Genomic DNA, 14369 nt, shown 5'->3' with positions numbered 1-14369 from the left:
TTTCAGGCGTACGCCGGACTATGCTTTCCTTTGGCCCGGAGCGGGTTACGGAAGCGGCGGGGAATCCCGCGCAGGAACATGAGGTAGGACACGGTGGCGCATTACGTGATCATGGGGTGCGGCAGGGTCGGGGCCATGCTGGCCCATACTCTGGACAATGCCGGGCATTCCGTGGCTGTCATCGACCAGGATCCCCGCGCCTTCCGGCGGCTGCGCCCGGCGTTCAGCGGCACCCGGGTCAACGGCGTCGGATTTGACCGTGCCACCCTGGAGCAGGCCGGAATTGAAGAGGCGTATGCCTTCGCCGCGGTTTCCAGCGGCGACAATTCGAATATCCTTTCCACCCGGGTTGCCCGGGAGACCTTCCACGTCCCGCACGTCGTTGCGCGGATCTATGACCCGGGACGGGCAGAGATTTATCAGCGGCTCGGCATCCCCACCGTGGCTGCCGTGCGCTGGAGCGCGGACCAGGTGCTGCGCCGCATCCTGCCGGAACAGAGCATCAACGGCGACTTCCGGGAATCCTCCGGCCGGCTCATTCTGGGTGAACTCTCGCTGGAACCGTCCTGGCTGGGCCGCCCGCTGCATGAGGTGGAGGCCGCCGCCGGCGTACGGATCGCGTACATCACCCGTTTCGGGGAAGGGGTACTCCCCCGCGCGGATACGAGCTACCAGGAGGGGGACGTCCTGCACGCCATGATGCACGTTGAACGAACTGCGGAGATCAGCCGGGTGCTCTCGGCTCCGCCCGTAAAGGAGAACCCGTGAAGGTAGTAATTGCCGGGGCCGGCAGTGTGGGGTCCTCCATCGCAAGGGAGCTGCTCTCCCACGGCCACGAGGTGCTCCTCATCGATGAGAAGCCGGAGACTGAGGGACGCAGCGAACTTACCGGAGCAGCATGGCTGATTGGCGACGCCTGCGAGCTGACCACTTTGAAGGACGCCAAGCTCGACGCCGCTGATGTGGTGGTCTCCGCCACCGGCGATGACAAGGTTAATCTGGTGGTCTCACTGCTGGCCAAGACCGAGTTTGGTGTGGCCAGGACGGTGGGACGTGTCAACAACCCCAAGAACGACTGGATGTTTGACGATTCCTGGGGCGTGGACGTGGCCGTCAATACTCCTCGACTGATGACCGCCCTGGTTGAGGAGGCCGTGGAGGTTGGCGACCTGGTGCGCCTGCTGACCCTTCAGACGGGAGTGTCTTCCATGGTGGAGTTCACCGTCCCCTCGGCCTCACCCATGCTGGGTGCACGTGTGGGATCCGTTCCCTGGCCGCAGGACTCCACGCTCGTGGCGATCCTGCGGGACGATGCACCGATTACGCCCAGCAGCGACGACGTCATCGAGGCCGGCGACGAACTCTTCTTCGTCACCACAATCGCCGCGGAGGATGAGCTGCGGAACCTGCTGGCTCCGAAGTCCTAAGGAGCGCCGGGGATTTAGGAAACAGGCTCCCCGCGGACCACAGCCGGACGGGAAACCACCCAGGCCAGCCAGAGTCCCAGGGCATAGAGAGGCACACCCATTGCCAGCCGCATGGTGCCCAGCGCCGCCACGTTGTCCGCCAGGTAGAGCGGCAGCTGGACGGCGAGCCGAAGCGCGAAGACCGAGATGATGATCCAGGTGGCCAGGGTGTAGGCACGAAGGCGCCTGGGCTCGCTGCGCCAGGAGAGATTCTCGCCGCGGATGAAGCCGAAGAGCAGACCGGCTACCGGCCACTTCACCGCCACGGAGACGGCGAACGCCAGGATGTAGGCCCCGTTGAGGTAGAAACCGGGCAGGAAGTACGTGGTTCCGCTGCCGCTCTGCAGCGCAAATATTGCACAAATGACGACGCCGATGACGCCGGTCAGCGACTGCACCAGCGGGCGCTTCTGAATGAGGTTTGCCACGGCGAAGGCGCCGGCGGCAACTACCGCAGCGCCGAGGGAAACGTAGAGTTCAGTGGTGATGGTGTAGATCAGGGTGAACAGCAGGCCCGGCAGGATCGCCTCGGCCAGGCCGCGGACTCCGCCAACCGACTTCAGGACGTCGATCTGACCGTCCTCTCCGCGTTCAACGCCGGAGCGGGCAGCGTACTGTCCGGCCAGCTCGCTCATCGAAGGCTGGCTGTCGGGGCGGCCCTTTCCTTCAGATTCTGGGCTGGTGCTCATAATTCGCCTTCCGGACGTCCAATGATTTCGTATCGGGGATTGAAGATGGTGGGCTGTCCGCCAACGCTGCTCACCATGCCCTCGAACGCTACCTGAGTTCCGGCGACGATGCCGGGAATGCGGCGCTGCCCTATCCAGATAAGGCGCACCCTCCGCCTCGCATGGGCCGCGGCGGGATCCCGGTAGGCACCCTGCAGGTCGGCCAGGGTAGCCGTGAAGCGGGGTGCGGCATCTGCGGGCACCAGTGTGACTGATTCAACGTAGCCGCTGCTGTGTGCCCGCCCCCGGGCAGGAAGCTCCGAAATGCGCAGCCGGGCCGAAGCGCCGGCCGCCGGAGGCATCCGCTTAGCCAATGGTGGTGATTTCCGGTCCGCGCTTCGGCGGTTCCGGCTTCACTGCATCTTCGCTGCGATTGGGCAGCGGGGACGCGTCACGGGGCAGGGTGAGCTGCAGCAGGTCGCGCGGCGGAAGCGGGGCGTCGCCGCGGACCACCACTACGTTGCGGAAGACGTCCTCCAGCGGTGCGGCTGCGTCGGGATTCATCGCTGCAGGACCGCCGAACACGCCGCGCAGGAACCAGCGCGGTCCGTCAACGCCCACAAACCGTGCAACGCGGTATCCCTTGGAACCGTCCTGTGCCTGAGCAGGCACACGGGCCAGCAGCTCAGTGCCCAGCCGACCCTCGAGTTCGTCGGCGGTGCCGCCCTGGGAAGACACGGACTTCACGATCTGTCCGCGGATCTCATCCCAGAGTGTCTCGGATTTCGGTGCGGCGAAAGCCTGCAGCTGCAGGCTGGAACCATCCATATCCAAGGTCACGGCAACGACGCGCTTGGTCTTTTCCTCCACTTCCAGGCGGAGGGCCAGGCCCTGAGTCGCTGCGATGCGAAGCGCACCGAGGTCTACGTAGCCTTCCTCGGAAGGACGGTCGGCGACGTCGAACGGGCCGTGTCCGGGGCTGGTTCCGGTTCCTGGAGCCTCAGAGGCAGTGTCATTGTCCTGCTCCTGGGGCACGTACCCGGATTCCGCCCGGTCTTTCCTGCGGCGTCCAAATGCCATCGCCTGGTCCTCTTTCCTTCTGTGGTTCCGGGCAGTTGAACCCGGGATATAGCGGCCTAGGCCGTTGCTGTACCGAATCCGCCGGTGGAGCCGAAGCCGCCGGCCCCGCGGACCGAATCGGAGAGCTCTGCAACCGGTTCGAACTCCGCGGTTTCGACGCGCTGGATCACCATCTGCGCAATCCGGTCTCCGCGCTTGAGCCGAATCGGTTCCGCGGTGTCCGTGTTTAACAGTGTGACGGAAATTTCACCGCGGTAACCCGCGTCTACGGTACCGGGCGCATTGACAATCGTGAGCCCATGCTTCGTGGCAAGTCCGGACCGGGGGTGGATCAGGGCAACGTAGCCGAATGGCAGGGCGATGGCCACACCGGTGGGCACCAGTGCGCGCTCACCGGGCGCGAGCTCGACGTCGACGCGGGCGCGCAGGTCAGCGCCGGCATCCCCTGGGTGGGCGTAGGACGGCGCCTCGAGTCCGTCGTCGAGCATTTTCAGCTGGACTTTCACACTGGGTCCTGCATGCTGCACAGCTGTCTCCGGGATCTTTGTGGAACTGTTTCTTCATGGCTTACGGCCTCTGCGGCCAAAGACCAGCAGCGCCTTGATTACTTTAGCGCGTGCCGCATACGCTTCCACGCCCGGCGCGCGGGCTCCCCCGGCGGACCGGCGAGATGAAATGGTGCGGGAAAGATGGGAAGCTGGGGGTATGTCAACACCCGCTGCACAGAGCCCTGCCCAGACCGTTCTTTACTCGGAAAGGCTGCTGCCGGCGTTTTGGATCTGGCTCGTTGTTGCCGGTGTCGCGGGGACCTTCGTCCTTGCCTTCATTCCCATTAGCCTGATGGTCGGCATCCTGGTTGCACTGGTTGCCGCTGCGGCACTGACGGTGCTGCTGCTGATGTCGACGCCGGTCATCCGCGTGACGGAGCAGACCGTGCAGGTGGGCCGCGCCCAGATTGAACGCAAGTGGATCGGCGAGGTAGAGGCCTACCGCGGTGAGGACGCCACCCAGCAGCGCGGCCCGGCGCTGAACGCCACTGCGTACCTGTGCATCCGCGGCTGGATTGGTCCGGTCGTCAAGATGGAAATCACCGATCCCGCTGACCGGACCCCTTACTGGCTCACCTCCACCCGCCACCCTGAAAAGCTCGCCGCAGTGCTTTCACCTGCGGACAGCTAGTCACCTGCGGGCAGGCAGGCACCTGCAGGCATTGCGCCCGGCTTAGCCTTCGCAGTCGATGCAGTAGTAAAGCCCGTCCTTCTCCTTGGCGATCTGTGACCTGTGGCGTACCAGGAAACAGGAGGCACAGGTGAATTCGTCCTGCTGGGCAGGAAGCACCCGCACCATCAGTTCTTCGCCGGACAGGTCTGCTCCCGGCAGCTCGAAGCTGTCCGCTGCTTCGGCTTCATCTTCATCCACGACGGCGGACTGGGTGTTGGTCCGCCGCGTCTTCAGTTCTTCGATTGATTCTTCGCTGGCGTCCTCGTCGGCCTTGCGCGGCGCGTCGTAGTCTGTCGCCATAATTTTCATCCCACCATCGGTGTCGGTACTGCACGGGTAATTCCGGGCACGTACTGCCGGCCCCGGCCCCCTGGCCCGGAACCGCAGCGCGGCTCGGAGTAGTCAACGCAGCGGACCCTGCATTTGTGCCCGCAGAAGAGAGATTTTTGTCCGCCCTGAACGAAATAGCCACGCCCGCGCCGCGGGGATCAGGTTTAGGGGACAAGATTCATGCCGCCCGCGGGCCGTGGATCCGCGCCACACCGGGCCAAACGGTAGGAATTTGATGGACCGGATGGCATTGTTTCAAGAAGGAGTTGCTATCGATAGCGAGGATTTTTTCATGCAGGATCTACGGCTCGTGGGTGTCCATGAGGGCGGCGAACATCTGCTGCTGAGCGGACGGGGCGGCGAAACGTTCCGGCTCCGCATCGATGAAGCCCTGCGCGTTGCCGCTTCCCGCACCGCGCGGCGCGGCGGCTCGTCCGCCGAGCCCGAGACCGGGCCAACCATGACTCCCCGGGACATCCAGGCCCGGATCCGTGCCGGAGCCAGCGCCGAGGAAGTCGCTGAACTCTCCGGACACGATCTGGCCCATATCCGCCGGTATGAGGGCCCCGTGCTGGCAGAACGCGAATACATTGCCCGCCAGGCACAGTCCGTGGAAGTTGCCGCTCCCATGAGCGCAGCACAGGACAGCCACCGTTCAGCCTTCGGTGATTCACCGGTGAATCTGGGCGAAATGGTGGCCCACCGCCTGCGTGCCTTCGGCGTCGATCCGGAAACCGTCACCTGGGACTCCTGGCGCCGCCCTGAAGGGTCCTGGGACGTGGTTGCCAGCTTCAGCCTTGGTGAGAACTCCCGGGTCTCCGTGGGCGAAGAACCGCCTGCCCGCTGGACGTACAACCCGCTGCGCAGGCAGGTAACCAACGCCAACCGCTGGGCCCAGCTGCTTAGTGAACTCGCTCCGGTGGACTCCCCTGTTCCGGCCCGGCGCCTCTCGGCGGTCGCCGACCGTGTCTTCGACTTCGAAACGGACACCGCTCCCGAAGAGCCCGTTACGGTCAGCGATGCGGAAACCGATGAGCTGCTGAACGTCCTCCGGTCCCGGCGCGGCCAGCGTCTGGGAACCGATGAAGAGGGCGACGATGCCCTGGCTGCCCTGCTGGTCAAGGGGAGCATCCCCGCAGCCCACCCGCGTGAGGGCCAGGCTGAACTTGAAGACGAATCAGCCGCCCGCCCCCGCACCGGGCGACTGAGCCTGGCGCCGGTGGTGCCCGGCGAGCCGGAGCCCGGCACGGATTCCGCGGAGCCCGAACCCGCCGCTGATCCCCTGCGCCTGGACGAGGGCGTGAGCACCACAACAACGGAAATCAGCATTCTGGCCCGGCCGCTGCGCGGTTCGCGGGTACCGGAAACCAGTAAGCCTGCGGCGGAGCCGGAGGAACCGGCTGAGACTCCTGAGCCCAAGGAATCGACGACGGAGCGCCGTATCAAGCCAAAGCGTTCCTCCGTGCCCAGCTGGGACGAGATCGTCTTTGGAACCAAGGGCGACTAACTCGGGCTAGCTCAGACCGATCAGGTGTCCGGCTAGCTGCGTCGTTCCCCGGAGGGGCAGCCCCTTTCAGGGACAACGCGGGTGCACAGCGCAGACATCCAGGTCTGCAGCGGCCCCGGCAGCTCCCTCGGCGATCGCCTGGGCCTTGTGGGCCGTTACCCGGCGCATGTAATGGCGGCGGCACAGCGTTTCGTAACCGACCACGGGCGCAGCCACCACCGCGTCGGCGGCGAAGAGCGGTTCCTCCGTGGGAGCTTCAGCAGCACCGGGCGTTCCTGCGGCCGGAGCATGTTTACCAACGTCTCCTACTACCACCTGGTCCCCTTCCACCACCATGACCCCGTCCACGGTCCGGGCATTGTGGGTGGCGCGGCGGCCGCACCAGCACAGTGCGCGGACCTGCAGTACTTCCATGCGGTCTGCCAGCTCGATCAGGCGCTGCGAGCCAGGGAAGAGCCGGGTCCGGAAATCCGAGGTGATGCCGAAGGCGAAGACGTCAACGCACAGTTCATCCACGACCCGTGCCAGCTGCTCCACCTGGTTCGCTGAGTAAAACTGTGCTTCGTCGCAGATGAGGTAATCAACGGTCCGCCCGGCTCGCCGGCGGTCCGTGACTTCATTCCAGAAGTCGGTGGAATCGCTGACTTCCACAGCCGGTGTGCGGAGGCCCAGGCGGGAGGAAATCATCGACTCCCCCGCACGGTCGTTGCGGCTGAACAGAATTCCTCCGCGCCCGCGGGCGCTGTGGTTGTAGTCCATCTGCAGCGCCAGGGTGGACTTTCCGCAGTCCATGGTCCCGGAGAAGAAAACAAGCTCAGCCATAACCTACTTCCGCCCGCCCTTTGCCGGCCGAGCCAGCGTCAGGAGCGGGACTTCACGCTCAGCACGGGTCAGCGAGCCGTGCTGGCCCACCATCTGCAGGGCCGACGCGCTGGCCCGCCGGGAATCAAAGAGAGCAATCGGTTCACGGGCCGCGATCAGCAGGTCGCCGATGCGGGGCAGGACCTCCTCCCGGACGGGCCCGAACAACCCAGCCGAGACTGCCTGTTCCCGGGTCAGAATCCAGGTTTTGGTGCCCAGCGCCTGCTGCCAGGCCGCGGTGAGCCGTTCCAGCGTCCCCGCCGGAGCGTCCGGTTCCAGATAGAGCTGCACCATGCGCGGGTCGCCGGCGGTGTGGCGGACGCCGTCCACCAGTTCCGGGCTTGCCGAGTAGTCGATCCGGTCCGCCGGAGCGGTATCCACCATGCCGTGGTCTGCGGTGAGCAGGACCAGGGTGTCCTGCGGAAGCTTGGCGGTGAACCGCTTCATCGCCGAGTCCAGTTCCTCCAGGGCGCCGCCCCACTCCGGTGACTGTGCTCCGTAGCGGTGCCCGGTTTTGTCCAGCTCGTTGAAGTAGAAGTACATCAGCATGCGCTTCTCGGAGGCGAGGGACTCCGCGGCGGCCTGGACGCGGGCATGGATCCCCGTACCGGAGACGTGGGTTCCGCCGCGCAGGGCGGCCCTGGTCATGGCTGAGTCGGCGAACCTGGGGAGGCTGACCGTGGTGACGGGAACGTGCTCGGCGGCCTGTTCCAGCACCGTGGGGAAAGGCTGCCAGCGGTTCGGGTCTACGCCGGGATCCCAGTTGCCCAGCATGTTGACGACCTTGTCCTGTGCCGGGTCAAGGACGTCGTAGCCCACCATGCCGTGCTGTCCCGGCGGCAGGCCGGTGCCGAGCGAGGCCAGGGATGCCGCCGTCGTGGTGGGGAAAGCCGCGGTCAGGGTGCGTCCGCTGTCCTGCAGGGACCTCAGGTAGGGTGCGTGTCCGGAGCGCTGCTTGAGCAGGCTGCGTCCCAGGCCGTCCACCATGACCACACAGACCCGGCGGGCGGCGGGCAGTTCAAGGGTGTTTGCGAAGCCGGGAACCTGAAGGGCTGCGGCTGCGCTGGTGAGCACTTCGGCTACGGAACTGCGGCCGTAACCCGGTGCCTGGGGCAGGGGTTCGGAGGCGGGTGCTGCTTCCATGCCCCTTACCGCTGGTGGTGGCCGCGGTTGAACCGGCCGCCGATGCCGGGCATACGCTGCCGGTCGAGGGCGGGGTCCATGGCCCGGACATTCATGGTGTCCGTGTTGACCTTGCGCAGCGCCCGGGCGAAGGCCTTGGCGTTCTGGACGGCCTGGATGCCGTCTGCCTCAGCTGAGACCCGCAGGACGATGTCTTCCTGGGCGATGGTTCCGGTGTAGCCGTGGTCGGCTTCGCACTGGGGATCCGCACAGCCGGCCGGACCCATGTCCAGACGCTGGCCGCCGGACCAGGCGATAGCCAGCGTGAGTTCGCGGGCCTGGTCCGAAGGCTTGTAGTTCTGCGGCTGGGAGTACATGTAACCCAGCACCACGGAACGGATCTGCGTGACAGGCACGGACTCGGTGGAGACCTGCGCCATCATCTGCTCACCGGCTTCATCGAGCTGCTGGTCGTCAACGTGGGTGATCACCAGCATGTCCTCGGTCAGCACCAGGACGGTGATGTGCCGGTGCACTTCAGTCCGGTCAAAGTGCGTTTCCAGATGGATCAGATGGGAAAGCGGTTCGCGCCCGTCCAGGGCGTCATGAACAACGTCTGCCAGCAGCGTGGGGTAGAAGCCTGCGCGCTCCATGGAGGCGTCGAGGCTGCGGCGTTCAGCGGAAAGTAGCGGCGACATGCAACCAGTTTCCCCCAGATCCGCCCCGAGCACCTAAAAAGGCGCGCTGGGTGTGCATAAGTGAGGCAGGACGGCGGCGCCGGGCGCTAGTCGCGCAGGGCACGGCGGGCACTGTCGGTGCGCTGCTGCGGGTTGCCCAGCCGGACGTCGGCGCTCAGGACGGTAACGCCCTGAACCGAGACCAGCACCGGGTTGATTTCCAGCAGCGCTATTTCCGGGTGCTCGTCCTTCAGCAGCGCCACCCGGGCAATCAGGTCCTCAAGGGCCGCAACGTCCACCTTGGGCAGGCCCTGGTAGCCAAACAGCCTGCGCGAAGTACGCGGTGCCCTCACCAGATCCGCGATATCGACGCTGGTCAGCGGCGGAATGCCATGGGCCCAGTCATCCAGCAGGTTTACGGCGTCACCGGCGATTCCAAAGGACAGCACCGGCCCCAGCAGCGGGTCCTCAATGGCCCGCAGCACACATCCCTGGCCGGAGGGAGCCATGGACTGCACCTCGAGCTCAAAGCGGCCGTAGGGTTCCAGTGCGGTCCGCATTTCGGAGATGTTGCTGCGCAGGGACTGCTCGGAGGAAATGTTCAGCCGCACCCCGCCCAGGTCCAGGCGGTGCCGCAGATGTTCGTCCATGGTCTTGAGCACGACGGGCCAGCCCAGCTCATTGGCCGCCTGCACGGCTTCATCCTCGGTGCGGAAAGGCAGGGACGGAAGAACGCTGATCCCGTAGAAGCCGAGCAGCCGGGCCGTTTCGGCAGGGCCCAGCCGGAGCAGTTCGGTATTGGCCACCCGGGCCATCTGCTCGTCGATGTACGTCTGTGCACCTTCCGTGTCGACGCCGGCCGGTTCGGTGAAGTGGCCGTGTTCCCGGCCAGCCCATTCCGTGTACCGGACCAGCGCGGCCAGCGCGGTGACGGCTGCGCCCGGACTGGCAAAGCAGGGCAGGCCGGCTGGAAGCTCTGCACCGGCGGTGCTCTGCTCCCCGTCCGTCTCAGCCGGCACAGCCGGATCCCGGTTTGCCAGCACCCCTTCGCTGAGCTGGCTGGGATCCATAATCCCGGTAAACACAGCTACCACCGGTTTCCCGGCTTCGAGGGAGCAGTCGAGCAGTGTCTCGGCAATTGCGTCGTTGTGCAGTCCCGGCGCCGGAAGCAGGGTCACCACGGCGGAGTGCACCGCCTCGTCGGCAAGTGCCTTCGCTACGGCTTCCCGCAGCGCCGGCAGCGCCACGCTCTGGCCGCGGTCCAGGTCAAGGTCGGTGCACAGGTGCACCGCGTCCAGCTCGAGCGGAACGGCTGCATCCGCCAGGACCCGTCCCAGGGCAGCGGAGTTGCTCAGCACCGCCAGTCCCCTGCCGCGGGGCAGCGGCTGGCTGCAGGCGATCTGGGCAACGTCCATCAGCTGCTCGTTGGTGGGCACCCGGATGACGCCGGACTGGCGCAGCATCGCATCCAGAGCTCCCTGCGGCGCCTGGGTGAGGCGGACGGAATGCCCCGGCGGGAGCTGAAGGCCCGTGACGTCGGACTTGGCGACGATCACGGGCTTGCCGGTGGCCAGGCGGCGGGCAATGCGGGAGAACTTACGCGGGTTGCCTACAGATTCCAGGTACAGGCCCACAACCTTGGTGTCGGCGTCGTCCTCCCAGTACTGCATCACGTCATTGCCGGAGACGTCCGCGCGGTTGCCGGCTGAGATGGTGGAGGACAGTCCCAGCCGGCGGCGCTGGGCAGCGGCGTAGAGCAGGACGCCGATCGCGGCAGACTGGCTGAACAGGCCCAGTCCCCCGCGGCGGGGCAGGGCGGGCGCCATGGAGGCGTTGAGTGAGACTTCGGGGCGGGTGTTGATCAGGCCAAGGGACGCCGGCCCCAGCACGCGCATGCCGTTGGCCCGGGCGTAGCGCACCAGGCGGCGCTGGCGCGCCAGGCCTGCTTCGCCGTCGTCGAACCCTGCACTGACCACCAGCAGGTGCTTCACTCCGGCCGCAGCGCATTCCTCGGCCACGCACTGCACCTGGTCGTACGGGACGGCGATGACAGCCAGGGAGACCGGTTCCGGGATCTCGGAGATCTTGCCGTAGGAGACCATGCCCGCCAGCTCAAAGGCCTCGGGATTCACGGCGTAGACGCCGCCGGTGAAGCCGCCCTCAACGATGTGTTCCATCAGCTGGTAGCCAACGCTGCCCCACTCCCGGCTGGCACCAATCACGGCAATGGACGACGGCGCCAGCAGGTCCGCGACGCTGCGCGCCTCGGCGCGGTGTTCGCGGGACTCCATCACGGCGCGGGACTTCTCGGTGGGGTCGATGTCGAAGTCCAGGGCAATCACGCCGTCGTCGAACGCCCGGCGCACCTCATAGCCGGCATCCGCGAACACACTGAGCATCTTCCGGTTTTCCGGCAGCACTTCGGCGCTGAAGCGGCGGATCCCGTTCTCCCGCGCGGCGGCGGCGAGGTGTTCGAGCAGAATTGAACCGATTCCGCGGCCCTGGTGGTCATCGGAGATATTGAAGGCGACTTCAGCCTCGGTGGGGTCATCCAGGCGGTCGTACCGGCCGATGCCCACGATCTCGGAGCCGAGTGTGATGACAAACGCAACCCTGTCCCGGTAGTCCACGTTCGTAAAGCGCTTCAGCTCGCGGCCGCTCAGTTTAGCCTTGTAAGTAAAGAAGCGAAGATAGATGGAGCTTTGGGACTGGCGCATGTGGAATGCCTGCAACGCCTCGGCGTCGGACGGGGAAACGGGCCGCAGATGGCCTGTCCGCCCGTCCCGCAAAACGACATCAGCTTCCCAATATTCGGGGTATTGTCCCTGCTCCGCCATAGACTCAGAGTAGTGGGCATTTTTTGGAACCCGCCACCGAACCGCCACAAGGCACCGAAACCGACCCGTCACCACAACCTCAAGGACGCAAGAACTACATGGCCCGGCGCTCCGCCTCCGCACCCCCTCCCGGCGAACCCATCGCTGAGAACATCATCGACATTGATGTCACCACCGAGATGGAGGGGTCCTTCCTCGAGTACGCCTACTCGGTGATCTACTCACGCGCCCTGCCGGACGCCCGGGACGGCCTGAAACCGGTCCAGCGGCGCATCCTCTACATGATGGCGGAGATGGGACTTCGCCCGGACCGCGGGCACGTCAAGAGTGCACGCGTCGTGGGCGAGGTCATGGGCAAGCTGCATCCGCACGGCGACTCGGCCATTTACGACGCCATGGTCCGCATGGCCCAGGACTGGGCGCTGCGTCTGCCCCTGATCGACGGCCACGGCAACTTCGGCTCGCTCGACGACGGCCCCGCGGCATCGCGTTACACCGAAGCGCGGCTGGCCGCGGCGGCACTAACCCTGACGGACCACCTCGACGAAGACGTCGTGGACTTCGTTCCGAACTACGACAACCAGCTCATGCAGCCCGAAGTGCTGCCGGCCGCGTTCCCCAATCTGCTGGTCAACGGTGCCTCGGGCATCGCCGTCGGCATGGCCACGAACATGGCCCCGCACAACCTCGGCGAAGTGATCGCTGCTACCCAGCACCTGATCCGGCATCCCGAGGCAACCCTCGATGACCTGATGCGCTTTGTTCCGGGTCCGGATCTGCCCTCCGGCGGGCGGATCGTGGGCTTGGACGGCATTCGGGACGCCTACGCCACCGGACGCGGTTCCTTCAAGACCCGCGCCAAGGTGGAGGTGGAGCAGCTCACCGCCCGCCGGACCGGACTGGTGGTCACGGAACTGCCGTACATGGTGGGACCGGAGAAGGTGATCGAGAAGATCAAGGACGCGGTCACCTCCAAAAAACTGCAGGGGATTTCCGACGTCGTTGACCTCACGGACCGCCAGAACGGGCTCCGCCTGGTCATTGAACTGAAGAACGGGTTCAACCCCAAGGCCGTCCTGGCCCAGCTCTACCGCTACACCCCGATGGAAGATTCCTTCGGCATCAACAACGTTTCCCTGGTGGACGGACAGCCGCGCACCCTCGGCCTGGTTGAGCTGCTGCAGGTGTACGCATCCCACCGGCTGGGAGTTGTCCGCCGCCGCACCGCCTACCGCCTGGGCCGCAAGAAGGACCGCCTGCACCTGGTGGAGGGCCTGCTGATCGCGATCGTCGACATCGACGAAGTCATCCAGGTCATCCGGTCCTCGGAGGAGACGGCAGAGGCACGCACCCGCCTGATGTCCATCTACGACCTCACCGAAATCCAGGCCAACCACATCCTGGAACTGCGCCTGCGCCAGCTCACCAAGTACTCGCGGCTGGAACTTGAAAAGGAACAGGAAGAACTGCGCGCCGCCATCGAGGAGCTGCAGGCCATCCTGGATTCCGAGGAACGCCTGCGCGGGCTCGTGTGCGACGAACTCGGCGAAGTTGCCGCAAAGTACGCCACCCCGCGCCGTACCGTGCTGCTGGAATCCGAGGCCGTGGCCCCGCTGGCCTCCGAAGCCGTTGCTGTGAAGGCCGGCAAGGGAGCCAAGGCCGTGCTTCCGCTGCAGATTCCCGATGACCCCTGCTGGGTGATCCTCTCGGCCTCCGGGCAGCTGGCACGGACCTCCAACCAGGAACCCCTGGTCGAAGGCGGACAGCGGACCCGGCACGATGTTTTCCGCAGCGTTGTGGCTACCACGGCCCGCGGGGAAATCGGAGCGGTCACGTCCTCCGGCCGGATGATCCGCGTCCAGGTGATGGATATGCCGGCGCTTCCCCCGACCAACGGCCTGCCCAACCTTGCCGGCGGCGTGCCGGCAAAGGACTTCATGACCCTGGCCAAGGGTGAGAAGCTGATCGGTCTGGTGCCGCTGAACGCCGTCCTGGCCTTCGGCACCCGCAACGGCGTGGTGAAGCGCGTCAATCCGGACTACCCGTTGAACCGGGATGACTGGGAAGCGATTACGCTCAAGCCGCGCGATGAAGTTCTTGGCGCCGCCGTGGCCGCGAACGACGACGACGAGCTGGTCTTTGCGACCAGAGGCGCCCAGCTGCTTCGTTTCCCCGCTTCGACGGTGCGCCCGCAGGGCCGGACCGCCGGCGGCGTGGCCGGCATGAAACTCGGTGAAGGGGACGAGGTGATCTTCTTCGGCGTGGTTGCTGCCGGTGACCCGGACGCCGTCGTCGTCACTGTTGCCTCCGGCACGGAGACGATTCCGGGAACACCGGGCGGATCAGTGAAGGTGACTGATTTCTCCGAGTACCCGGCCAAGGGACGTGCCACCGCCGGTGTGCGGGCACACCGTTTCCTGAAGGGTGAAGACGCACTGGTGGTTGCCTGGGCGGGCCATGGTCCGGCCAAGGCAGCCGCAGCGAACGGCGTGGCGCGCGCGCTGCCCACCGAACACGGCCGCCGGGACGGATCCGGTGTTCCGCTGGCGAGCCCGGTGGAACACATCGGCCCCAGCCTGACGGCACCTTAACGCCCAATG

The 14369-nt window shown here is 66.0% G+C and carries 14 protein-coding genes; 5 read left to right on the top strand and 9 right to left on the bottom strand.

Going from position 1 to position 14369, the window contains the following annotated elements; all coding sequences use genetic code 11:
* Positions 1 to 93: 93 nt before the first annotated feature.
* Both ACWGQ2_RS06470 and ACWGQ2_RS06465 read left to right on the top strand, forming a co-directional pair.
* A complete protein-coding gene (locus tag ACWGQ2_RS06470) occupies positions 94 to 768 on the top strand; it encodes a potassium channel family protein (protein ID WP_452015477.1) in 675 nt (224 codons plus the stop codon).
* Entirely contained in the window at positions 765 to 1427 is a 663-nt protein-coding gene (locus tag ACWGQ2_RS06465) for a potassium channel family protein (RefSeq protein ID WP_452015475.1), read from the top strand. Before ACWGQ2_RS06470 ends, ACWGQ2_RS06465 begins: the two co-directional genes overlap by 4 nt.
* Positions 1428 to 1441: 14 nt before the next feature.
* Here the strand turns inward: ACWGQ2_RS06465 and ACWGQ2_RS06460 are convergent, their stop codons facing one another.
* From ACWGQ2_RS06460 to dut, 4 genes are read right to left on the bottom strand one after another with little or no spacing between them, the layout of a single operon-like run.
* Positions 1442 to 2155 (bottom strand): DUF3159 domain-containing protein, encoded by a 714-nt coding sequence (locus ACWGQ2_RS06460; RefSeq protein WP_452015473.1) that lies wholly within the window; start codon positions 2153 to 2155, stop codon positions 1442 to 1444.
* The gene (locus ACWGQ2_RS06455; protein WP_452015471.1) at positions 2152 to 2508 is read right to left on the bottom strand and encodes a hypothetical protein; all 357 of its coding nucleotides are present in this window, start codon (positions 2506 to 2508) and stop codon (positions 2152 to 2154) included. The genes ACWGQ2_RS06460 and ACWGQ2_RS06455 overlap by 4 nt, the downstream gene beginning before the upstream one ends.
* Complete coding sequence (locus ACWGQ2_RS06450; protein ID WP_452015469.1) at positions 2501 to 3214, bottom strand: DUF3710 domain-containing protein; 714 nt, start codon at positions 3212 to 3214, stop codon at positions 2501 to 2503. Before ACWGQ2_RS06450 ends, ACWGQ2_RS06455 begins: the two co-directional genes overlap by 8 nt.
* Before the next feature lie 56 nt (positions 3215 to 3270).
* Positions 3271 to 3756 carry a dUTP diphosphatase gene (gene dut, locus ACWGQ2_RS06445; protein ID WP_452016060.1) on the bottom strand — a complete coding sequence of 162 codons (486 nt, stop codon included), beginning with the start codon at positions 3754 to 3756 and terminating at the stop codon, positions 3271 to 3273.
* Positions 3757 to 3919: 163 nt separating this feature from the next.
* Between dut and ACWGQ2_RS06440 the strand changes: the two genes are divergently transcribed.
* Positions 3920 to 4393: a DUF3093 domain-containing protein gene (locus tag ACWGQ2_RS06440; RefSeq protein ID WP_452015467.1), complete on the top strand. Its 474-nt coding sequence runs from the start codon at positions 3920 to 3922 to the stop codon at positions 4391 to 4393.
* 42 nt (positions 4394 to 4435) lie between these two features.
* Here the strand turns inward: ACWGQ2_RS06440 and ACWGQ2_RS06435 are convergent, their stop codons facing one another.
* Positions 4436 to 4735 carry a DUF4193 domain-containing protein gene (locus tag ACWGQ2_RS06435; RefSeq protein WP_325789892.1) on the bottom strand — a complete coding sequence of 100 codons (300 nt, stop codon included), beginning with the start codon at positions 4733 to 4735 and terminating at the stop codon, positions 4436 to 4438.
* A gap of 322 nt (positions 4736 to 5057) precedes the next feature.
* On the opposite strand from ACWGQ2_RS06435, the gene sepH reads away from it, so the two are divergent.
* Positions 5058 to 6272, top strand: a complete 1215-nt coding sequence (gene sepH, locus ACWGQ2_RS06430) for a septation protein SepH (protein WP_452015465.1) — start codon at positions 5058 to 5060, stop codon at positions 6270 to 6272.
* A 66-nt stretch (positions 6273 to 6338) separates the two neighbouring features.
* Here the strand turns inward: sepH and ACWGQ2_RS06425 are convergent, their stop codons facing one another.
* The 4 genes from ACWGQ2_RS06425 to ACWGQ2_RS06410 all read right to left on the bottom strand — a co-directional run bounded on the left by ACWGQ2_RS06425 (position 6339) and on the right by ACWGQ2_RS06410 (position 11769).
* Positions 6339 to 7094 carry a thymidine kinase gene (locus ACWGQ2_RS06425; RefSeq protein WP_452015463.1) on the bottom strand — a complete coding sequence of 252 codons (756 nt, stop codon included), beginning with the start codon at positions 7092 to 7094 and terminating at the stop codon, positions 6339 to 6341.
* Positions 7095 to 7097: 3 nt separating this feature from the next.
* Complete coding sequence (locus ACWGQ2_RS06420) at positions 7098 to 8276, bottom strand: alkaline phosphatase family protein (protein ID WP_452015461.1); 1179 nt, start codon at positions 8274 to 8276, stop codon at positions 7098 to 7100.
* Between the two features lie 5 nt (positions 8277 to 8281).
* Positions 8282 to 8953 carry a DUF5998 family protein gene (locus tag ACWGQ2_RS06415; RefSeq protein ID WP_422399233.1) on the bottom strand — a complete coding sequence of 224 codons (672 nt, stop codon included), beginning with the start codon at positions 8951 to 8953 and terminating at the stop codon, positions 8282 to 8284.
* A gap of 86 nt (positions 8954 to 9039) precedes the next feature.
* Positions 9040 to 11769, bottom strand: a complete 2730-nt coding sequence (locus ACWGQ2_RS06410) for a bifunctional acetate--CoA ligase family protein/GNAT family N-acetyltransferase (protein WP_452015458.1) — start codon at positions 11767 to 11769, stop codon at positions 9040 to 9042.
* Between the two features lie 98 nt (positions 11770 to 11867).
* On the opposite strand from ACWGQ2_RS06410, the gene ACWGQ2_RS06405 reads away from it, so the two are divergent.
* Entirely contained in the window at positions 11868 to 14360 is a 2493-nt protein-coding gene (locus ACWGQ2_RS06405; RefSeq protein ID WP_452015456.1) for a DNA gyrase/topoisomerase IV subunit A, read from the top strand.
* Positions 14361 to 14369 lie beyond the last annotated feature (9 nt).

Source organism: Arthrobacter sp. NPDC055585 (assembly GCF_053619115.1).
The sequence above is the reverse complement of the archived record's forward strand: the minus strand, read 5'-3'. Positions and strand labels throughout refer to the sequence as shown.

What these genes read in the sequence shown, in the direction of transcription:
- ACWGQ2_RS06425 (WP_452015463.1), bottom strand. Translation starts at nt 7,094, where the DNA reads ATGGCTGAGCTTGTTTTCTTCTCCGGGACCATGGACTGCGGAAAGTCC.
- ACWGQ2_RS06450 (WP_452015469.1), bottom strand. Translation starts at nt 3,214, where the DNA reads ATGGCATTTGGACGCCGCAGGAAAGACCGGGCGGAATCCGGGTACGTG.
- ACWGQ2_RS06460 (WP_452015473.1), bottom strand. Translation starts at nt 2,155, where the DNA reads ATGAGCACCAGCCCAGAATCTGAAGGAAAGGGCCGCCCCGACAGCCAG.
- sepH (WP_452015465.1), top strand. Translation starts at nt 5,058, where the DNA reads ATGCAGGATCTACGGCTCGTGGGTGTCCATGAGGGCGGCGAACATCTG.
- ACWGQ2_RS06420 (WP_452015461.1), bottom strand. Translation starts at nt 8,276, where the DNA reads ATGGAAGCAGCACCCGCCTCCGAACCCCTGCCCCAGGCACCGGGTTAC.
- ACWGQ2_RS06440 (WP_452015467.1), top strand. Translation starts at nt 3,920, where the DNA reads ATGTCAACACCCGCTGCACAGAGCCCTGCCCAGACCGTTCTTTACTCG.
- ACWGQ2_RS06415 (WP_422399233.1), bottom strand. Translation starts at nt 8,953, where the DNA reads ATGTCGCCGCTACTTTCCGCTGAACGCCGCAGCCTCGACGCCTCCATG.
- ACWGQ2_RS06435 (WP_325789892.1), bottom strand. Translation starts at nt 4,735, where the DNA reads ATGGCGACAGACTACGACGCGCCGCGCAAGGCCGACGAGGACGCCAGC.
- ACWGQ2_RS06410 (WP_452015458.1), bottom strand. Translation starts at nt 11,769, where the DNA reads ATGGCGGAGCAGGGACAATACCCCGAATATTGGGAAGCTGATGTCGTT.
- ACWGQ2_RS06405 (WP_452015456.1), top strand. Translation starts at nt 11,868, where the DNA reads ATGGCCCGGCGCTCCGCCTCCGCACCCCCTCCCGGCGAACCCATCGCT.